Source organism: Pseudomonas sp. G166, assembly GCF_037027455.2.
Classification (GTDB): domain Bacteria; phylum Pseudomonadota; class Gammaproteobacteria; order Pseudomonadales; family Pseudomonadaceae; genus Aquipseudomonas.
The window spans coordinates 86,745-106,837 of the sequence record NZ_CP146985.1; the positions used below are offsets into that span (position 1 = coordinate 86,745).

The window sequence follows — 20,093 nt, forward strand, 5'->3', positions numbered from 1 at the left end:
TCAGAATCCATTTTCCAGCATGTCATCATAAACATTTCGAAAAGGTGATATTTTGGTGATTTCCTGCAAGCACTCATCGAAAATCTGTTGCCCCATGGGCGTCAACACCCCGTCCCGCTTGATCTGAGCTGCGGTCGCGAAAAATCTCTTCTCAGCCACCCGCCCTTTCTCAAGCGCCTCCTCGGCTAGTTTTCCAGGCGCTATTTTTCCCAAGCCAGACATCGCGAGTGCAATTCTGGCCAGTACGAAAAGTGCGTGAAATATACCTAGCATGGGACGTGCATCAGGCCTGAATGGCGCTGTGTATAATTCACTCTCTGGGTTCAAGACAAACCGGTCATCTGTACTTTTTAAAAACAGTCTTAAATGGGCAGCCTCATGGACTACCTGTTGTGCGTAATAGATGGGGCTATGGACTTCATCGGCCCAGATCAAAACCAGCCCTAATAAATTGAAACTGCTGGCCGATCTGACATGGTATTCATCACCAGGGCCAGTCAAGACTATTTCGTCTATCAGGATCTCAGCTTCATTGTACAGATCCATCGATTGGGCCTTGAGAAGCTCTATGCCTGCAATTAACTTGGCTTTCTCAACCTCAGCAACATCCGCGTTGATGAAACCAATGCTGATTTTGCCAGACGCCTCTTCTCGTATTTCATCGACAACCAAGTCAATTTCTTCTTTTCGGCTGTTTTCAGAGAACCCTGAAACCCTGAATCTTTCTGATCCTTGCCTTTCGTTTTGCTTGGCTTCTTGAAAAAAATGTAAGCCTGAATCCGCATCATTGGCTTGCAAGCTTTTGATGCACTTATTGTAGAACGCAAAAGACTTCCAAGACAGCTTGGTCACGGATTCGGATTTTTGATAATTATCATTGAACACGCTTGCCAAGTAGGACATCGACTCTTTGTATTGATTGAGCAATGCGTAGGAGTCTTGGCGATACTCTTCATTTGTGATTAAGGTGCTCAATTGTTTCCTCCTTGAAAGCGGGCTCTCCATAAAAAGAAGGACCGCCATAGCGATATGGCAGTCCTTCTAATAAATCACCGTCGAAATATTACTCGCCGATAGATTTGTTTACGCTCGACAGCGCAACCATTGCAGTCAGGCTCAGTGCGGATTGAGATACGATCAGTTTGGACATATCGAGTTTCATAAAAAGCTCCATTTTTCTGAAAGATTATGCCGTTCGCATTTCATTGCAAGGCAAAGCGAAACTAACATAACCATTTTGATAAATGACACTATTATTTTTTTTCGCCATATACTCATTTGCTATATTGGATCCAATTTTCAGGAATATAAGTTGTCGCTTGGCGTCGAAGAGCAAAATGGCAACTTGACTGAGCCGTGCCTATAGTTTTTGGCGCCATATCGATCGGAGGCCTGGACATGAATCAGAGCATTTCGCCCGTCGCTTCAGCTGCGCAGAACACCGGCATGGTCGCCACGACCTTATGGGGCTCGGACAAAATCGCCGGTATCACGGTCGATCCGGACGGTGCTATCTGGCTTGGCGCTTATAGTCGCCTGGGGCTAGGAGGCGAAGAGGATTCAGGCTTCACCGGCAGCCTGGTCCGGTTCAATGCCAACGGTAGCCTGGACCGCGACTTCAGCGGCGACGGTAAATCCCTCCTCCCTGTGTCGCTCGACATCGAGGACGGCGGTAATGCCGCCGTGCAGCCGGGCGGGGGCTACCTGGTGGCGCGCTACGTGAAAGTAGGCGACGCCTGGGTTTCGGGCATCAGTCGTACCTTGGCGGACGGCAGCCTCGACACGAGTTTCGGGAACGGCGGCACCGCGACAGTGCCTTTCTATTGGAATGAAGATCTAGGCCAGCAAGCGTCGTTCTCCGTGCAACGCGACGGCAGCTTTTTCGCCAGCGCTGGGTATCCCTCTGGAGAGATCTACATCGCCCGCTTCGACGCGATGGGGGCCTTGGTCTCGTCTTTTGGAGAGGCTGGGGTCATGTACCTGCCAGCATCCGTCGGCATTCATCCCAGCGGCACGCTCGACGTTTCGCTGCAGGGAGACGGGAAGGTATTGGTCACGGGGCAAGACACCCTGACCCGCCTCAACCCGGACGGTACGCTGGATAGCAGCTTTGCGAACGGCGGCAGCCTGGCCCTGGATGTTCACGCGGACGCCCTGGTCATCCAGGATGACGGAAAAATCCTGCTGGCAGGCGCCTCGGGCGGCGTGGCGACCGTCATCCGACTCAACGCCGACGGCTCACTCGACAGCGATTTCGGTGATCAGGGTCAGGTACGTTGGGGCTCAGAAAGCGCTCCGTTCGCAGTCGCCGACATGATCGTGCTGGCCGACGGCAAGCTATTGATAGGTGGAAGCCAAGGTACCAGCGCGGACGGCTATCTGGCCGCCTTGGTCCAGTTGAACCCCGACGGCAGCCTGGACCACAGCTTTGGCAACCCCGACGACGGCTATTACCACCTTGACGGTGGCGGCGACGATGACTTCTTACTCGGCACCGCCTCGTTCGACGATGCCATCTTTGGCGGGGCTGGAAACGATCTGCTCGACGGTCAGCAAGGTCGTGACCTGCTGACGGGCGGTGCCGGGGCGGATACGTTCCGTTACCAGTCAGTCACAGACAGCTACCGCACCGCAACCGCAGCCCATAGCGACCGCATCACCGACTTCGACCCCAGCACCGATACCCTCGACCTCTCCTCCCTGGGCTTCCTCGGGCTGGGCAATGGACATAACGGAACGCTGGCGATACGCGTCAATGAAAGCGGGACGCGGACCTACCTCAAGAGTTTCGAGGCCAACGCGGAGGGGGAACGCTTCGAAGTGGTCTTCGACGGTAACTTGGGCCAAACGCTGAATGAAACCAACCTCCTGTTTCAGCAAGCCAGCTTGATGGGAACCGAAGGGGGTGATCGTTTACAAGGCAACGCTCGAGGCGAAATCATCGAAGGGTTCGCGGGCGATGATCGCCTTTATGGCGCGCTAGGGAATGATGTGTTGGTTGGCGGAGAGGGTCGGGACCTATTGGTGGGTGGCGGTAACAATGATGTGTTCCGCTTCGGCGGACTGAGCGACAGCTACCGTACCGCCACCGAAAACCACACCGATCGCTTAATCGACTATACCGCGGGTGAAGATACGATCGACTTGTCTGCCTTGGGCTTTACCCGGCTGGGAGATGGTTACAACGGCACGTTGGATGTGGTGGTCAATGAAGCCAAGAACCTGACTTACTTGAAGAGCTACGAAGCCGACGCGTCCGGGGCTCGATTTGAGTTGAGCTTGGTAGGGGATCACTCCGGTTATCGTGACTTGAACATTGTCTTTGCCGAGCCTTTGGAGGCGGAGGCTATTCAATTGATTGGAGTGGCTAACGACTTCTGGGTTTAAAACGCACTCCCTGCTGTGCTTCGGCCTGGATAAGGGCTACCTGGACCTAGGCGGCGTTAAACCACGCAAAGCAGCGTTCTGTGGCGAGGGAGCTTGCTCCCGCTTGAGTGCGAGGCACTCATAAAAGTCGACCACATCTTCAATAACAGCCCGCCAAACAGCCAACACACAAAACCCTGTGGCGAGGGGATTTATCCCCGCTGGGCTGCGAAGCAGACCCAAAAAAGCCAACGGAATCAGCCTGACACACTGCGATTCCTACGCATGACCAACACACCCTGCCGGCAAAGCGGAATGATTTGAATCCAGTCCGCTCCTTGTAGAGAATCGCCACCTTTACCCCAAAGGATATGGGCGATGAAGTTCGAAGGGACTTTCCAATACATGGGCAATCGCGGGATCGTCTTCAACGTCTCGCAGATCACCCTCACCGACAGCGAACGCGGACGCTTGCGCGAGCTGCATTTTGGCGAAGCGAAAAGTGCTCACTATGAGGTCAACAGCAAGGTCGTCGAGGTGTACGACAAGATGTTGGCCAAAAACCTGCCGTGCGTGATGATGATCGGCATCTCCAAACCGCTCACCCGGCAACAGGGCGACGCCCTCAACGCCCAGCGCACCACGATCGCCACCCTTGCAGCCGCAGCCTTCGCTTCCGCCGCCAAGGCTGTGGCCCCCTCTTACGTGGCGGCATCTGTAGGGGCCGGTGTGCGCAGGTATGCCAATGAAATCCTGCCCACCTACCATGCTGGCGACGTACTGGTGAGCATCGAGGCGCAGGTCAACGGCGGCATCGGCCCGCAACGCACCCTCTCGACATTGATCATCAAGGCCTGACCGGAGACGTACATGTCCGAAATTACTCAGTTGGTCATTGCCTTGGTGTTGTCCTTTCTGCTTGATCGATTCCTCAAACCCTATCTGCTACGCAAGTGGCTAGGCGTGGTGTTGGTGGCGGCGGGTGCGGTTGGCTGTGTTTTGGCCGGTCAGACCCGCGTGTTGGGGTTTGATCTGGGGTTGCTGTCGGTTTTTGCCGTGGCGATAGGGATGGGGTTGTTCATGAAGCGGCGGCGGTTTGAGTAGGTTGGCTGAAGAGAAGAAGGGGATTTTATATCAGAAAATATATCCATCCCCTTATCCAGCTGATCAGGGCTTGTAGAGATCAGTCTCAAGCTCTACTCGATAGGTATCGTCCAGGTTTACCTCATAGGTCTTCTGGGTGACGATGTACGTGAAGTCGGGGAGGACTTCGAATCTGAGCAGGTCGCCTCGATTTAAGGAGTCGTCCAGGGTTATTTCCTTGACGGAGACTCCCTTGGAAAGTTTGTGTTCGGGTAGTTTGATCCGATATGAATGAGCCATTGGATAATTCCTTTTACTTGTTCGGGAAGACCATTCAATGCTTATCGAACCTTCTTCACTACTGTCATAAATGACAGTTGCGACAAATGGTAAAAGGAAACGAAAGCACTACCGGCAAGCGAGTCCAAGGCTTTGCTCCGTGTCGTGGTCAGGGCACGCGCCGGTGATATTTAGAAGGCCATCGTTCAGCTCTACAGGGAGAGCGTTGGCGAGTCCCCCAAGCTTTGAATGCTAGGCTTAGTCTCTGAGATATCTTGTGGCGTATTGCTGCTATGGGTGTCTAAGCGCCATGGTTGCTTCTGGCCGAGATATAGCGCCAACCCCGCTGGGGTTTTCCCACGTTTCGTTAGCGAGCCTCCAAGCCCTTGTGTATGCGCATTGTAGTGCTGGCCCTGGTCCTCACGCTGTTCGGCTGCGCTACCGCGTCGGCCCCGCCGAAGGGCGAGGGTGGCGATTGGCGGTCCTTCTATGTAGTGAATCATGGCCTGCATACCGGGTTGATAATTGCGCGCCCCGATCTACTTCAGGTGCTTCCCGCATTGGCCGAAGCGTTCAGCGACGGCGACTTCGTGGAGTTCGGTTGGGGTGACGAGGATTTTTACCGAGCCCCGCAGGCCACCTTGAGCCTCGCCTTGCGAGCCTTGTTCGGGTCGAAGGCAACCGTGCTGCATGCGGTCAAGATTGACGGGGATCCCAGGCGGCGTTTCGCCGCAAGCGAGGTCATCGAGGTGCGGGTGACGGAGGACAGCTACCGACAACTGCTCGCGTTCGTGGCCGGGACCTTCACCCACTCAGCGACGGGCACCTTGGTGGTGCTCGGGCCTGGCCTGTATGGAGAGAGCTGGTTCTACCAGGCCGAGGGTAGCTATTCGCTGTTTTATACCTGCAATACCTGGGTCGCAGAGGCGCTGGCCGCGAGCAGTTGCCCAATGTCGCCTACGGCGGTGATTACGGCGGGGAACGTCGTGTCGCAGTTGCGCCGGGCGACAGCGGTTGGTGCATCCTGCCTGGCTACCCGCTAACCCGCGCCTGGCGGCGGGTGTGTATTAGAGAACGGCCGTTTTCGGCCACTCTAGGGGGACGGAAGCAAAAAAAGCCCGGCGCAAAACGCCGGGTTTTTTCGTTGGAAACGTTTACCTACTGCCGCGGCTCCACGTTATCCAACACCCGATTCGCCAGCAACGAACTCAGCTCAATCAACTGCTGAATACCAAGCGCAATATGACGCCGCGATCCATCCAACTCAAACGCCAAGTCATTAACCATCGCATCAGCCGAAGCCAGGGTTTCACTGAGATTAGCGAGCAAGCATTCGTTATCGAGGCCTTTCACGATGGTGAATACTTGCCCAGGTTTGGGGTCGTCTTGAGATTTGTCCGGTTTCGGTAGCAAGTAGTGATCGAGCACGCGTTTGGTGGTTTCGTCTTGCTTCTTGGCTTTGGATTTTGCGGATGTAGAGGTGGAATCTGCTTCTGGCGGATTCGGGGATATTTTGAACATACGCTTCGGTTCCTGATGTGGTGCCGACACCCCGAAGCTACTAAACAATGGGGTGGCAGCTGTACGCAGGTTAGTAGACCGGGGAACCGAAGAAGCCGGCGCGCCTAAGCGCCCTGCGTACAGCCACCATCAAGAACAGGGGTTGGGCCCTGTTTGAGAAGCGCTTGTACAACTTCGATTACCTCGGGCTACTAAACCCGACCACTGATGGGCAGTGGCAGGAAAGACAATAGAACCCAGGGACAAGGCGCACAAGCGGGCGGATTCTGGCGTAGTTGTAGGCAAAGGCGCAAGGATGCGTAGCTTGATAGAGGGGTGTGGGTGGGGGCTGTAGGAGGGAGGATTTTTGGGGATTCGGGTGGGGTGTTCGGCTCTGGAACTGGGGCGATTTCATCGCGAGCAAGCTCGCTCCCACAGGAGAATGGCGGTGGGAGCAAGCGTTCTTGTCGTGGCGTTATTTGCGCTTGAGCATCTCCGGCAACTGCGCCACCAACTTCTGGTTATTCAACGGCGCACGAATAAACCCACGCTGGGTGCCGTCCGGCCCAATGACCGCGAGGTTGCCGCTGTGATCAACCGTGTAGTTGGGTTTGCTGGTATCCGCCGGAATGAACGGAATGCTCACCGCATTCGCCAGTTTCTGCAGGTCTTCAATCGATGAAGCGGTCAGCCCTTTGAACTGCGGATCGAAGTAACCCAGGTACTGCTTGAGTTGCTTGGGCGTGTCGCGGTTCGGGTCGACGCTCACCAGTACGATCTGCAACTTATCCACAGCCTCGGGCGGCAGTTCGCTTTTGATCTGGCGCAGTTGGGCGAGGGTGGTCGGGCAGATGTCCGGGCAGAAGGTGTAGCCGAAGAACAGCAGGCTCCATTTGTCTTTCAACCCGTCCATCGCCACGGGCTGGCCGTCCTGGTCGGTCATTTTCACGTCCGGCAGGTTGCGGCTCTGGGGCAGCAGGATGATGCCGGCGTCGATCAGCGCGGTCGGGTCGCCCTGGCCTTTGCCGGACAGCACCTTGTTGATGGTAAGGCCGAGGATCAGCGCGATCACGGCCACGAGAATGAAGACGGTTTTCTGGGTTCGAGTCATAGGCTCAACAGTAAGTAATGATCTACAAGCAGGGCGATGAACAGCAGGAACAAGTAGTAAATAGAGTACTTGAAGGTGTTGATCGCCGCGTGCGGCCGACTGCCACGGTACAACACCACGGCCCATTGCAGGAACCTGGCCCCCAGTACCAGCGCGCAAATCAGGTACAGCATCCCGCTCATCTGGATCACGAACGGCATCAGGCTCACCGCCAGCAGCACCAGGGTGTACAGCAGGATATGCACCTTGGTGTAGTGCTCGCCGTGGGTCACCGGCAACATCGGGATGTCCGCCTTGGCGTATTCCTCCTTGCGGTGAATTGCCAGGGCCCAGAAATGCGGTGGGGTCCAGGCGAAGATGATCAGCACCAGCAACAGCGGTTCGGCGCTGACATGCCCGGTCGCCGCTACCCAGCCCAGCAGCGGTGGCGCCGCGCCGGCCAGGCCGCCGATGACGATGTTCTGCGGTGTCGCCCGTTTCAGGAAGCCGGTGTAGACCACCGCGTAACCGAGCAACGAGGCCAGGGTCAGCCAGGCCGTCAGCGGGTTGGTGAACGCCAGCAGCATGGCCTGGCCGGCCACGGCCAGCGCCAGGGCGAAGGTCAGTGCGGCGGTTGGGGAGATGCGCCCTTCGGCCAATGGCCGTTTGTGGGTGCGGGCCATCACCGCGTCGATGCGCCGGTCCACCACATGGTTGACCGCCGCCGCGCCGCCAGCACACAGGGCGATGCCCAGGTTACCGAATACCAGCACCGTCCACGGCACCCCGGCACGAGTGGCGAGGAACATGCCGACCAGCGAGGTGATCAGCATCAACACCACTACTTTGGGTTTGGTCAGCTCCAGGTAATCGCGCCAGATCGCTTGGCTGTGGCGTTCACCGGTCAAGGTTGCCATGGCATCTCTCCTTTTATTGTTATGGGGCTGGGGCTGTGTTTATGCGGGTTGAACCGCCAGCGCAGCGGGACTTGATGCTTGACCCGAACCAGGCTGGTGCGGGCGTGATAATTGACCAGCACCAGGGTCAGCAGCAGTGCGGCGCCCCCAGCGTTGTGGGCAACGGCCACCGGCAACGGCAGATGGAACAGCACGTTGCTGATGCCCAGGGTGATTTGCGCCGCCAGTGCGGCCAGCACCAGGCCGGCGAGACGGGTCATGCCGACCGCTTTCAGTTGCCAGGCCAGCCCCAGCAGCACCACGGTCACCAGCAACGCGCCGATGCGGTGGGTCAGGTGGATGGCGGTGCGGGCGTCGCTGTCCAGTTGCCCGCCCAGGTAGTTGGGGCCGATGTGCTGGGTCAGGTGGAAGCCGTTGGCGAAATCGGCCGGTGGCAGCCATTGGCCGTGGCAGGTGGGGAAGTCGATGCAGGCCACAGCGGCGTAGTTGGAGCTGACCCAGCCGCCGAGGGCGATCTGGCCGATCACCAACAGCAGCCCGGCCGTCGCCCAGTGTTGCAGGCGCTTGGGCACGGTCAGCGCCGGCAATACGCCGGACAACCTCAATGTGAGCAGAAACAGCAGGCTCAACGTCGCGAACCCGCCCAGCAAATGCCCGGTCACCACCTGCGGCCACAGCTTGAGGGTCACGGTCCACATGCCGAATGCCGCTTGCGCGAAGACCACGGCCAGCAGGAACAGTGGCAACTTCAACGGCTGGCCGGGGCGGTGGCGGTTCATCCAGGCCCGGGCGGCCAGTACGGTAATCAGCAAGCCCAGGGTTCCGGCAAAGTAGCGATGGACCATCTCGTTCCAGCCTTTATGGGCTTCCACCGGGGCGTCGGGAAAATGCAGCTCGGCATGGGCCAGTTGGGCTTCGCTCTTGGGCACGCTGATGAAACCGTAGCAACCGGGCCAGTCCGGGCAGCCGAGGCCGGCGTGGGTGAGCCGGGTGTAGGCGCCCAGCAGTACGACGATCAGTGCCAGCAGCGTGGCGAACAGCGCGAGGCGAAATCCAGGTTTGGCCATGTCGATGCCCTCATCCGATGTTCGACAGTTTCAACAGGTGGCGCAGATCGTTGAGCAAGTCCTTGCCCTTGACCCGGGCGTCGTAGCGCAGCACCAGGTTGCTGTGGGGATCGATGATCCACAACTGGGCGCCGCCAGAGCCCTGGGCACCTTTCTGATAGGTCGGCAGGTCCAGTGGATAGCGTTGCAATTGCGGATATTCACGCTGCAGTTGCGCGTCATAGTCCGCGTCCAGCGGTTGTGCGATGGCCAAGGCGTGGCTGGCGCGGGACGCGTCGCGGCCGAGGCCGATCTGTACCTGGCGGGCCAGATACACCAGTTGCCGGCAATCCACCGAGCATTCCTGCGGTGCCGTGACCAGGATCTGCCAGCGCTGTTCATCGGCTTGTACGCCAATTTCTGCGCGGGTCTGGCCGGTGCCGATCATCTCGCCGTGGTAGCTGCGGCTTTGCGGCACCCAGAACTGGAATTTGTACATGCCGGTGGCCAGGATCATCGGGCCGATCACCCCGAGCACAATCAGCAGCAGTTGCAGCCGGCCCTTGCGACGGTTCTGCGCCGTGGTTGCCTCAGACGTGTTGGTTGGATTCATGGCGGTTCCCATGGTGTCTCCCTGCGTTGTGCCATCCGAGATAAAGGAAAAGGCCGAACAGTGCCGCCGCCATGGCGAACCACTGCACGGCATAACCGAGGTGTTTTTCCGGCCCCATGGCCACTACGGGCCAATCGGTCCGGTAGGCGCCGGGGCCGCTTTGTTGGCGTAATTCATAGGTGAAACCGCTGCGGCCCAGTTCGGCCCAGAGCTTGTCCGGCTCGATGGTGGTGACCAGTCGTGGCCATGCGGCGCCAGCCGGGTCGGCGTGCAGTTGGAACGTGGTGCCTGGTGCAACGTAGACCCAGGCTTGAAGGCTCATAGGTGCTTCTGGTGTGTTGAAGACCGGCGGGGTGCGTCGGTCCGGCCAGGGCAGCCAGCCGCGATTGACCAGCAACCACAGCCCGGTCCGGTGGTCGAGGAACGGTTGCAGCAACTCGACACCGACCTTGCCGTCGTGCTGGCGGTTATCCAGCAGGATGCTGTGCTCGGCGTCGAACTGGCCCTGCAGCGTGACCGGGCGAAAGGCCGGATCGCTGGTGTGCGCAAGCTCGGTGCTGTCCATCGGCGACGCCACGCGGCGCTCGGCATAATTTTCCATGAGCACGCGCTTCTGTTCGCCCCGGCTCAATTGCCAGAACCCCAGGCACACCATCACGGGCACCAGAATGGCGACCACCAGCGACGGCACGATGCCCGGCCGGAAGTGTTTCATGGCACCGTCCGAAAGCCGTCGAACGGGATAGCTATACTCACGTGCATCGCGTCCCCCCGGAGTGTTCCTGATGCTAAAAGCAGCCATCGTCCTGATGCTGATTGCCACGATCGCCAGCCTGTTCAGCGGTCTGTTTTTTCTGGTCAAGGACGACAGCAGTTCCAATCGCCTGGTCATCGCCCTGGCGATTCGGGTCAGCCTGGCCGCCGCCACCGTCGGCTTGATTGCCTGGGGTTTTTTCAGCGGCCAGTTGGTCTCCCACGCGCCCTGGTAAGGCAGGTTTCAGAGCACGTAGACGAAGATGAACAAGCCGATCCACACCACGTCGACGAAGTGCCAGTACCAACTCGCCGCTTCGAAGCCGAACTGGTGCTCGTTGTCGAAATGCCCGCGCATGATCCGCATCAGCATGACGAACAGGATGATCGTGCCGATGGTGACGTGGGCGCCGTGGAACCCGGTGAGCATGAAGAACGTTGCGCCGTAGACACCGGAGCCCAGGGTCAGGCCCAGTTCCTTATAAGCGTGAATGTATTCCTCGGCCTGGAAGCCCAGGAACGCGCAACCCAGCAACACGGTGATCGCCAGCCAGAGTTTCAGCGCGCCGCGATGGCCTTTTTTCAGGGCGTGGTGGGCGATGGTGACGGTGACACTGGAACTGACCAGCAGCACGGTGTTGAGCAGCGGCAAGCCCCAGGGGCTGATGACCTCCTTGGGCGCCGGGAAGAGTTTCGGGTCGGGGTTGTTCAGCAGCGGCCAGGCGAACTCGAAGCTTGGCCAGAGCATGTGTGACAGGCCCTTGGTGCCTTCGCCCGCCAGGCCGGGCGCCGAGATGTTGCGCACATAGAACAGCGCACCGAAGAAGGCGATGAAGAACATCACTTCGGAAAAGATGAACCAGCTCATGCCCCAGCGGAACGAGCGGTCGAGTTGTGCGCTGTACAACCCGGCGCGGCTTTCCTTGACCACCGCGCCGAACCAGCCGAACAGCATGTAGGCCACCAACAGGCCGCCGACGAAAAAGATCAGCGGGCCATGGGACTCCGGCCGTGCCGCTTTCAGGTCGTTGAACCAGGTCGCCAGGCCGTACACCGTGACGAACATCCCGACCGTGGCGATGATCGGCCATTTGCTCTGGGCCGGAACGTAATAGTGTTCGTGAGTTGCCATTTATTGTTCTCCTTATCGGGCACGCTATCGGTCAGTGTTTACAGCCACCGGTGGATGACGAGCGGTGATATCGAACAGCGTGTAGGACAGCGTCAGGTGCTTCACTTCCTTGGGCATGTCCCGGTCAACGATGAAGCGCATGGGCATTTCGATGCGTTCGCCGGGTTGCAGCACTTGCTGGGTAAAACAAAAACACTCGGTCTTGTGGAAATACGCCGCTGCGTTGCTCGGCGCGATGCTCGGAACCGCCTGGGCACTCATCGGCCGGTTGGTGGGGTTGTGGGCGACGAAGACCATCTCGTTCACCGCCCCTGGCCGGACCACCAGTTCATTGCCCTTGGGATAGAAGTCCCAGACCATGTCCACCGAATTGGTCGACAGGAACTGCACGCGAACCTGCCGAGACTCATCGACGGTTTGCTCGCCTTCATACTGCCCGGCGGTCTTGCCGTTGATGCCAAACGCCTTGCACATCACGTCGTAGATCGGCACCAGGGCAAAGCCGAAGATGAACATGGCCACCACCACCAGCAGCAGGCGAGTGACCAGTTTTTTCAGCGAAATCGACTCAGCCATGATTTCCAATCCTTACCGAGAACCCTGTGGGAGCGAGCTTGCTCGCGATAGCGGTGGGTCTGACACACCGAGTCGCCGCCATCGCGAGCAAGCTCGCTCCCACACAAGGCCCCGGTGTCATCTATTTAACTTCCGGCGGCGTAGTAAAGGTGTGATACGGCGCCGGCGACGGCACGCTCCACTCCAACCCTTCGGCCCCGTCCCATGGTTTGGCCGGTGCGGGTGGGCCGCCGCGGATGGTCTTGATCACGATGAATAGGAAGAAGATCTGCGTAGCGCCGAACATGAATGCGCCGATGGACGAAACCATGTTGAAGTCGGCGAACTGCAGGTTGTAGTCGGGAATCCGCCGGGGCATGCCCGCCAGGCCGACGAAGTGCATCGGGAAGAACGCCATGTTCATCCCCACGAACGACAGCCAGAAGTGCAGCTTGCCAAGGGTTTCGTCATACATGTGGCCGGTCCATTTCGGCAGCCAGTAGTAGGCCGAGGCGAAGATCCCGAAGATCGCGCCGGGCACCAGTACGTAGTGGAAGTGCGCGACCACGAAGTAGGTGTCCTGGTACTGGAAGTCCGCCGGGGCGATGGCCAGCATCAGCCCGGAGAAACCGCCGATGGAAAACAGGATCACGAACGCCACGGCAAACAGCATCGGCGTCTCGAAGGTCAGCGAGCCTTGCCACATGGTGCTGGCCCAGTTGAACACCTTCACCCCGGTGGGCACCGCGATCAGCAGGGTGGCGTACATGAAGAACAGCTCGCCCACCAGCGGAATGCCCACCACGAACATGTGGTGCGCCCAGACGATGAACGACAGGAACGCAATGGCTGCCGTGGCATAGACCATCGAGGTGTAACCGAACAACGGCTTGCGCGAGAAGGCCGGGATGATCGAGCTGACGGCGCCGAAGGCCGGCAGGATCATGATGTACACCTCGGGGTGGCCAAAGAACCAGAACACGTGCTGGAACAGCACCGGGTCGCCGCCGCCGGCGGCACTGAAGAAGCTGGTACCGAAGTGGATGTCCATCAGCATCATCGTCACGCAGCCGGCCAGCACCGGCATCACTGCGATCAGCAGGAACGCGGTGATCAGCCAGGTCCAGACGAACAGCGGCATTTTCATCAGGGTCATGCCGGGGGCGCGCAGGTTGAGGATGGTAGCGATCACGTTGATCGCGCCCATGATCGAACTGATACCCATCAGGTGGATGGCGAAGATGAAGAACGTCACGCTTTCCGGCGCATAGGTGGTGGACAGCGGCGCGTAGAAGGTCCAGCCGAAGTTCGGCCCGCCGCCGGGTGTGAACAACGTCGACACCAGCAGCAGGAACGCCGCCGGCAACAGCCAGAAGCTGAAGTTGTTCATGCGTGGCAAGGCCATGTCCGGCGCGCCGATCATCAGCGGGATCATCCAGTTGGCGAGGCCGACGAACGCCGGCATCACCGCGCCGAAGACCATCACCAGGCCATGCATGGTGGTCATCTGGTTGAAGAACGCCGGCTCCACGATCTGCAGGCCCGGCTGGAACAGTTCGGCGCGGATCACCATGGCGAACGAGCCGCCCAGCAGGAACATGGAGAACGCGAACCACAGGTACAGCGTGCCGATATCCTTGTGGTTGGTGGTCAGCACCCAGCGCATCAGGCCCTTGGCGGGGCCATGGGCGTGGTCGGCGCCGGCATGACCGTGGTCATCGATCACAGCACTCATGTCCTGTCTCCTTCGAACGAGTGGGCTGGACGGCGCGGGGCGTTGAGCCCCGACCGGTTGCGGGAACAAGCGTCAGGCCGGCTCATTTGCTTTCCGCCTGTTTGAGTTCCAGCACTTCTTTAGGCGTAACCATGTCGCCCTTGTTGTTGCCCCAGGCGTTACGTTCATAGGTCACGACCGCAGCGATATCGACTTCCGACAACTGCTTGCCGAATGCGGCCATGGCGGTGCCGGGTTTGCCGTGGAAGACGATGCTCAGGTGATCAGCCTTGGGCCCGGTGGCAATCTTCGAGCCCTTGAGCGCCGGGAACATCGGCGGCAGGCCCTGGCCTTCAGCCTGGTGACAGGCCACGCAGGTGGTGTGGTAGATCTTGTCGCCGCGTTCCTTGAGCTCGTCCAGGGTCCATTCCTTGCTGGTCAGCTCTTTGAGCTGCGCAGCTTCGGCCTTGCGTTCGCCCAGCCACTTTTCGTAGTCGGGCTTGCTCTTGACCTCCACCACGATCGGCATGAAACCGTGGTCCTTGCCGCACAGCTCGGCGCATTGGCCGCGATACAGGCCGGGCTTGTCGACGCGGGTCCAGGCTTCGTTGACGAACCCGGGAATCGCATCGCGCTTGACCGCAAAGGCCGGCACCCACCAAGAGTGGATCACGTCGGCGGAGGTCACCAGAAAGCGCACCTTGGCATCGACCGGCAGCACCAGCGGCTTGTCGACTTCCAGCAGGTAATGCTCGCCCTTGGCGCTCTGGTTATGGATTTGTTCGGCGGGGGTGGCCAGGTTGCTGAAGAACTCGACGTCCTGGCCCAGGTATTTGTAGTGCCATTTCCATTGATAGCCGGTGATCTGGATATCGATGTCCGACTCGCTGGAGTCGTACATCTTGATCAGGGTGGCCGTGGCAGGAATCGCCATGGCTACCAGGATCAGGAAGGGCACGATGGTCCAGAGGATTTCGACGCGGGTGTTTTCGTGGAAATGCGCGGCATTCTGGCCGGTTGAGCGGCGGTGCATCATCATCGACCAGAACATGGCGCCGAAGACGATGATGCCGATGACCACACAGATCCAGAAGATGGTCATGTGCAAGTCGAACACTGCATTGCTGATCTGTGTCGCTCCAGGCGCCATATTCACAGTCCAGGCCGCTTGCGCCTGGCTGAAAATCGACCACAACAGGAGGCCCATCCATACGTGTGGATGTCGCGTCATTGCGGGTTCCCCTTATCGTTCTTGTTATCCCGTAGGCTTAACGCCTGCGGCAAGGGAGAGCGGCTACATCAGACTGCGAACTCGACCGCCGTGCCTTGCTGCATATGCATCGGGTGTCATCAGCTAACTCCATTCCAACCCGAGTATAGACAGCGACTGCAACCTCGCAACGCGATGGCGTAAATCGTTTGAAACAGACAGGGCTTGCGCTAGAGCCCGCGAATGGAGAAGGATGCGAACCTGAGTGATGGCAAACCGATATAACTTATGATGTATCAAGGATGAGACGGTTATGAAAAATAGGTCTTAGGAGTGTTTTTGCGCCAGCTAAGTTATGTCTTCCCTATTTCATTGCCTTGTTTCCTGGAGTTTTCATGAACACCGCCGCATTGCGCGAGCAGATCGAAAAAGCCCAACAACACGAAGCCGAGACCGGCCAATTGACCCGTCAGCTGGAAGCCCAGTTGCCGAACCTGCACGCCGCCATTCAACTGCCGGACATTGATGCCAAGGGCGTCATGACTCGCTTTGTCACCGCTTATATCGAGCAGGTGCCGGACCTGCTGGATGCCGCCAACGAGGTGGCTCGCGAGGCCGGCATCGAATCGCAGATCAAGCCGGTGCTGAAAATCGCCGAGCAGTTTTTCCTCCAGCCGCCCAAGTTGATGGAAGGCCACGTCGGCCTGGACGGCCTGTTGGATGAGGCCTACCTGGCTCACCGGCTGGTGGAGGAGGTCAACGATTTGTACATCAAGCATTTCAGCCAACCGCTGATCCCGCTGGACATGACGGTCGCCAACCTGATCGCTCACCATTTGATCGGCGAACCGTTCGCCAACCAGTTGGATGAAGCCGTGCACCACGCGGTGGATGAAATGCTCGACGAAGACAGCTTTGCGCTGGAGTCGGTGGAGACTTACCGTGACAAGCTGGGCAGCCCGGACACCGGCGCTGCCTGGAAGCGCTGGCCGTGCCTGTCGCGCCAGTTGGGCGTTGGGCTGGAGCTGGATCAGCCAGCGGCTTGATTCCGCAGAGACACAGATCCCTGTGGGTGTTCACAATAATTGTGTTCACCGCAAAACCCTGTGGGAGCGAGCTTGCTCGCGATTGCATTGGACCAGCAACATCGAAGTTGGCTGATACACCGCTATCGCGAGCAAGCTCGCTCCCACATTTGGACTTGAGTGTCAGGCAGAGGCTGCGCCAACTCCTACCGTGGTACGCAACCGCCCTTCCAACCTGCGCTTGAGCCCGCGGGATTCGATCAGCAGCTTCGAACCCTTGCTGGCATTCGCCCGGCCCCACTCTTCCAGCAACTCCAGGCATGAATGGTCGATGTAGCTCAGGTTATTGAGCGGCACATGCACGGTCGCGCCTGTCGGTATGGTGCCCAGCACCTGGGTCAGTGCCGGGACCTTGAGGAAGGTCGCCGCGCCTACCAGCCGCAGCTCCATCTCACCGTCCTTGGGGAGGTCGATCAGGCTGATTTTCAGGCGCGAGGCTTTCCAGGCCAGTTTTGCCAGGGTCAGGCCGAAACCGATCAGCACGCCAGTCAGCAGGTCGGTAAAGATGATTGCCAGGGCCGTCGCGGCATAAGTGAACATCGGCATTCGGCCATAGCGGCCCAGGCTGCGAAATGCCTTGAGGTCCACCAGTTTGAAACCGGTGTACACCAACACACCCGCCAGGCTTGCCACTGGAATGCTCTGCAGCACGCTGGACAGCAATAGCACGAAGAGCAACAACCAAAGGCCGTGGAAAATCGTCGACATCCGAGTGGTGGCCCCGGCCTGGACGTTGGCCGAGCTGCGCACGATCACCCCGGTCATCGGCAAGGCGCCGAGCAGGCCGCAAAGCATATTACCGATACCCTGGGCCGACAGTTCGCGGTCAAAGTCCGCACGTTCACCGCTGTGCATGCGGTCCACGGCAGCGGCCGACAACAGGGTTTCGGCGCTGGCAATGAAGGCCACGGCGAACGCGGCGATCAGCAACGTGGGATCGGCCAGGTTCAGCAGGTCCGCCGGGCGCAGCCAATCAATGGCTTCGGCGAGATTTTCCGGGACTTCCACACGCTTGACCTGCAAGGCCAGCATCAGGCTGGCGATGGTCGCCAAGCCTACACCGAGCAGCGCGCCGGGGATGAAGCGCAGGCTGTGGGGGCGAAACTTTTCCCACAACCACATCACCGCAATCGTCGACAGACCGAGCAGCCCGGCCTGCCAGCCGAAGGACGGCAACGCCTGAGCCACTGCCGCCGGGAACGCCGTCAGGTTATCCAGCCCTGAAGGTTTGGGCGCCGCGTCGAGCATCACATGGACCTGGGACAATACGATCAGCACGCCGATACCCGCCAGCATCCCGTACACCACCGCAGGCGCGGTCACCCGGAACCAGCAGCCCAGGCGAAAGCGCCCGGCCAGCAGTTGCAGAAGCCCCGCCAACAGCAGGATCGGCCCGAGCATCGCCACGCCATGCTGGCGCACCAGCTCGAAGACCAGCACCGCCAAGCCGGCGGCCGGGCCACTGACTTGCAGCTTTGAGCCGGCCAGAAAACCCACTACCAGGCCACCGATGATGCCGGTGATCAGGCCTTTGGCCGGCGGCAGGCCGGACGCAATGGCGATGCCCATGCACAAGGGCAGCGCCACCAGAAACACCACCACCGAAGCCAACAGCTCCCGTGGCAGAACAGCTTTTAATTGAGCAGCACGCATGGCGACTCTCCCGCAGTTTTCTTCAGGCATGGCAAGGCCCTACCGCTCAAACAGCGGCAAGGCTTGAACCACACAAGGATGTTTAGGAGTGGTTAGAAGCGCGCTTTGGGCGTCGCCACCGGTATCGGATGGCTGCCATCGAGCGGCAGGAAACGTCCCTGGTCCGCGTCGTAGGCTTTGATCTCGCTGGTTTCGATGTTGTACACCCAGCCGTGGATGAACAACTGACCGTTAGCCATGCGCGAGGCCACCGAAGGGTGGGTTCGCAAGTGTTGCAACTGCGCGATCACGTTCTCTTCGGTGAGGATGGGCATGGTCTGCTTTTCATCACCGCACGGGCAGTTGTCGTGGACCATGGTCTTGGCCACTTCGGCGTGGCGCAGCCAGGCTTTTACCGTGGGCATTTTTTCCAGGGTGTCAGGGTTGAGCACTGCACGCATGGCGCCGCAATCGGAATGGCCACATACAATGATGTGCTGCACACCGAGGGCCAGCACGGCGTATTCGATGGCGGTGGAAACACCACCGTTCATCTGCCCGTAAGGCGGAACGACGTTGCCGACGTTGCGGGTCACGAACAGGTCGCCTGGGGAGCTATGGGTGATCAATTCGGGCACGATGCGCGAATCGGCGCAGGTGATGAACATCGCCCGGGGTTTTTGGGCGGTGGCGAGTTTCTTGAAGAGTTCTTCCTGTTGCGGAAAGATCTCGTGATGGAAATGCAAAAAGCCGTCAACAATATGCTGCAGCGCTGCATCGGCGGTTTCCGCCTCCGGTTGGGCTGAAGCCGACGCAGCCAACGGCTGTTTATCCTTGTCACTCATGATTCATCCTCTTTGAGACGCCAGTGGCTGGTTAAAAAACGTCCAGGTCGAAATCCCCGACCTGTCAGTCACTCGATGAACAAGGTAGCGGCCGAAACTTAACTCAAACTGAATCGAAGGCTCTAGGACGTATCTTCCGAGGTATGAACAATGCACGTGAAGCGCCTGAACGCTCGGTGTTCGAAACCCAATTTACGGTCAACTGTATTTAAATCAAGGACATCTGTCGGCCCGGCGGACAAAAGGCCTGGCAATCGAGATTGTAGCCTTCGCGACGATCGAGCCCCAGGCGCTTGATCGCTTTGCTGAAGCGCTGGGCCAGGAGGTCGGCGAAAGGGCCTTCACCGCGCATTCGAGTACCGAACTGGCTGTCGTAGAGCTCGCCGCCACGGCTCTGGCGGACCAGGCTCAGCACATGGGCGGCGCGCTGCGGGTAGTGCGCTTGCAACCATTGTTCGAACAGCGGCGCCACTTCCAACGGCAGGCGCAACATGATGTAGGCGGCACTCTGTGCGCCAGCGGCATGAGCCTCGGCCAGCAGGCTTTCGATCTCGCTGTCATTGATCATCGGGATCATCGGCGAACACAGCACGCCCACAGTAATACCCGCCTCGCGCATGACCTTGATCGCCCGCAGCCGCGCCTTGGGTGCCGCCGCACGGGGTTCGAGAATGCGCTTGAGTTCATCGTCCAGGGTGGTAAGGCTGATCATCACCGCCACCAGGCGCTGCTGCGCCAGTTCGGTCAGCAGGTCCAGGTCGCGCAGGATCAGCGAGCCCTTGGTCACGATAGTCACTGGATGACGGTAGCGCAGCAGCACCTCCAGGATTCTGCGGGTGATTCGCTGTTCGCGTTCGATGGGCTGGTAAGGGTCGGTATTGGAGCCCAGGTTGATCGGCGCACATTGATAGCCGCGCTTGGACAGCTGTTGCTCCAGCACATCGGCGGCGTTGGTCTTGGCGATCAGCTTCGTTTCGAAATCCAGCCCGGGCGACATGTCCCAGTAAGCATGGCTGGGCCGCGCATAGCAGTAGATGCAGCCGTGTTCACAGCCACGGTAGGGATTGATGGAGCGATCGAAAGGAATATCCGGCGAGGTGTTGCGGGTGATGATGGTCTTGGCTAGCTCAATGCGCACTTCGGTGCCTTGGGTGGGCGGGACTTCCTGATACCAGCCGTCATCTTCGGCCACCGAGCGATTCGGGGCAAAGCGGTTATGCGGGTTGGTCGCGGTGCCGCGGCCGCGGGGTGGAAGGGAGGCTGTCATGGGCAT

General features: G+C 59.2%; 21 protein-coding genes. 6 read left to right on the forward strand and 15 right to left on the reverse strand.

Annotation, left to right across the window (positions count from 1 at the left end; translation table 11 throughout):
- Entirely contained in the window at window positions 1–975 is a 975-nt protein-coding gene (locus SGN16_RS00390; RefSeq protein ID WP_335945035.1) for an HEXXH motif-containing putative peptide modification protein, read from the reverse strand.
- Between the two features lie 423 nt (window positions 976–1,398).
- On the opposite strand from SGN16_RS00390, the gene SGN16_RS00395 reads away from it, so the two are divergent.
- From SGN16_RS00395 to SGN16_RS00405, 3 genes are all read left to right on the forward strand, one after another.
- Entirely contained in the window at window positions 1,399–3,387 is a 1,989-nt protein-coding gene (locus SGN16_RS00395) for a M10 family metallopeptidase C-terminal domain-containing protein (protein WP_335945036.1), read from the forward strand.
- 357 nt (window positions 3,388–3,744) lie between these two features.
- Complete coding sequence (locus tag SGN16_RS00400; RefSeq protein ID WP_335945037.1) at window positions 3,745–4,224, forward strand: hypothetical protein; 480 nt, start codon at window positions 3,745–3,747, stop codon at window positions 4,222–4,224.
- A 12-nt stretch (window positions 4,225–4,236) separates the two neighbouring features.
- Window positions 4,237–4,470 (forward strand): hypothetical protein, encoded by a 234-nt coding sequence (locus SGN16_RS00405; RefSeq protein ID WP_335945038.1) that lies wholly within the window; start codon window positions 4,237–4,239, stop codon window positions 4,468–4,470.
- 63 nt (window positions 4,471–4,533) lie between these two features.
- Here SGN16_RS00405 and SGN16_RS00410 read toward each other — a convergent pair whose 3' ends face one another.
- Entirely contained in the window at window positions 4,534–4,749 is a 216-nt protein-coding gene (locus tag SGN16_RS00410) for a hypothetical protein (protein WP_335945039.1), read from the reverse strand.
- 383 nt (window positions 4,750–5,132) lie between these two features.
- On the opposite strand from SGN16_RS00410, the gene SGN16_RS00415 reads away from it, so the two are divergent.
- Window positions 5,133–5,771 carry a DUF2459 domain-containing protein gene (locus SGN16_RS00415; RefSeq protein ID WP_339101931.1) on the forward strand — a complete coding sequence of 213 codons (639 nt, stop codon included), beginning with the start codon at window positions 5,133–5,135 and terminating at the stop codon, window positions 5,769–5,771.
- A gap of 115 nt (window positions 5,772–5,886) precedes the next feature.
- Here the strand turns inward: SGN16_RS00415 and SGN16_RS00420 are convergent, their stop codons facing one another.
- The 6 genes from SGN16_RS00420 to SGN16_RS00445 all read right to left on the reverse strand — a co-directional run bounded on the left by SGN16_RS00420 (window position 5,887) and on the right by SGN16_RS00445 (window position 10,609).
- Entirely contained in the window at window positions 5,887–6,249 is a 363-nt protein-coding gene (locus SGN16_RS00420) for a DUF6124 family protein (protein ID WP_335945040.1), read from the reverse strand.
- Between the two features lie 454 nt (window positions 6,250–6,703).
- Window positions 6,704–7,339, reverse strand: a complete 636-nt coding sequence (locus tag SGN16_RS00425; RefSeq protein WP_163855935.1) for an SCO family protein — start codon at window positions 7,337–7,339, stop codon at window positions 6,704–6,706.
- Window positions 7,336–8,235, reverse strand: coding sequence for a heme o synthase (cyoE, locus tag SGN16_RS00430; protein ID WP_335945041.1), 900 nt, complete (start codon window positions 8,233–8,235; stop codon window positions 7,336–7,338). The genes SGN16_RS00425 and cyoE overlap by 4 nt, the downstream gene beginning before the upstream one ends.
- A complete protein-coding gene (locus SGN16_RS00435; protein ID WP_210642217.1) occupies window positions 8,223–9,302 on the reverse strand; it encodes a COX15/CtaA family protein in 1,080 nt (359 codons plus the stop codon). The genes cyoE and SGN16_RS00435 overlap by 13 nt, the downstream gene beginning before the upstream one ends.
- Window positions 9,303–9,312: 10 nt before the next feature.
- Window positions 9,313–9,906, reverse strand: coding sequence for a hypothetical protein (locus SGN16_RS00440; RefSeq protein WP_210642218.1), 594 nt, complete (start codon window positions 9,904–9,906; stop codon window positions 9,313–9,315).
- The gene (locus tag SGN16_RS00445; protein ID WP_335945042.1) at window positions 9,872–10,609 is read right to left on the reverse strand and encodes an SURF1 family protein; all 738 of its coding nucleotides are present in this window, start codon (window positions 10,607–10,609) and stop codon (window positions 9,872–9,874) included. Before SGN16_RS00445 ends, SGN16_RS00440 begins: the two co-directional genes overlap by 35 nt.
- Before the next feature lie 70 nt (window positions 10,610–10,679).
- Here SGN16_RS00445 and SGN16_RS00450 point away from each other — a divergent pair, with 70 nt between their 5' ends.
- Entirely contained in the window at window positions 10,680–10,883 is a 204-nt protein-coding gene (locus SGN16_RS00450) for a twin transmembrane helix small protein (RefSeq protein WP_014335867.1), read from the forward strand.
- An 8-nt stretch (window positions 10,884–10,891) separates the two neighbouring features.
- Here the strand turns inward: SGN16_RS00450 and SGN16_RS00455 are convergent, their stop codons facing one another.
- From SGN16_RS00455 to coxB, 4 genes are all read right to left on the reverse strand, one after another.
- Window positions 10,892–11,779: a cytochrome c oxidase subunit 3 gene (locus SGN16_RS00455; RefSeq protein ID WP_210642220.1), complete on the reverse strand. Its 888-nt coding sequence runs from the start codon at window positions 11,777–11,779 to the stop codon at window positions 10,892–10,894.
- Window positions 11,780–11,803: 24 nt separating this feature from the next.
- Window positions 11,804–12,355 (reverse strand): cytochrome c oxidase assembly protein, encoded by a 552-nt coding sequence (locus tag SGN16_RS00460; protein ID WP_335945043.1) that lies wholly within the window; start codon window positions 12,353–12,355, stop codon window positions 11,804–11,806.
- Between the two features lie 121 nt (window positions 12,356–12,476).
- Complete coding sequence (gene ctaD, locus SGN16_RS00465) at window positions 12,477–14,069, reverse strand: cytochrome c oxidase subunit I (protein ID WP_210642222.1); 1,593 nt, start codon at window positions 14,067–14,069, stop codon at window positions 12,477–12,479.
- Window positions 14,070–14,151: 82 nt separating this feature from the next.
- Window positions 14,152–15,279: a cytochrome c oxidase subunit II gene (gene coxB / locus SGN16_RS00470; protein WP_134922248.1), complete on the reverse strand. Its 1,128-nt coding sequence runs from the start codon at window positions 15,277–15,279 to the stop codon at window positions 14,152–14,154.
- 374 nt (window positions 15,280–15,653) lie between these two features.
- Here coxB and SGN16_RS00475 point away from each other — a divergent pair, with 374 nt between their 5' ends.
- Window positions 15,654–16,304 (forward strand): hypothetical protein, encoded by a 651-nt coding sequence (locus tag SGN16_RS00475; protein ID WP_210642223.1) that lies wholly within the window; start codon window positions 15,654–15,656, stop codon window positions 16,302–16,304.
- A 162-nt stretch (window positions 16,305–16,466) separates the two neighbouring features.
- On the opposite strand, the gene SGN16_RS00480 is transcribed toward SGN16_RS00475, so the two are convergent.
- The 3 genes from SGN16_RS00480 to SGN16_RS00490 form a co-directional block, all read right to left on the reverse strand.
- A complete protein-coding gene (locus SGN16_RS00480) occupies window positions 16,467–17,996 on the reverse strand; it encodes a SulP family inorganic anion transporter (RefSeq protein WP_210642224.1) in 1,530 nt (509 codons plus the stop codon).
- A gap of 92 nt (window positions 17,997–18,088) precedes the next feature.
- Window positions 18,089–18,820: a carbonic anhydrase gene (locus SGN16_RS00485; RefSeq protein WP_063323564.1), complete on the reverse strand. Its 732-nt coding sequence runs from the start codon at window positions 18,818–18,820 to the stop codon at window positions 18,089–18,091.
- 208 nt (window positions 18,821–19,028) lie between these two features.
- Entirely contained in the window at window positions 19,029–20,087 is a 1,059-nt protein-coding gene (locus tag SGN16_RS00490; RefSeq protein WP_335945044.1) for a PA0069 family radical SAM protein, read from the reverse strand.
- Window positions 20,088–20,093: the final 6 nt, after the last annotated feature.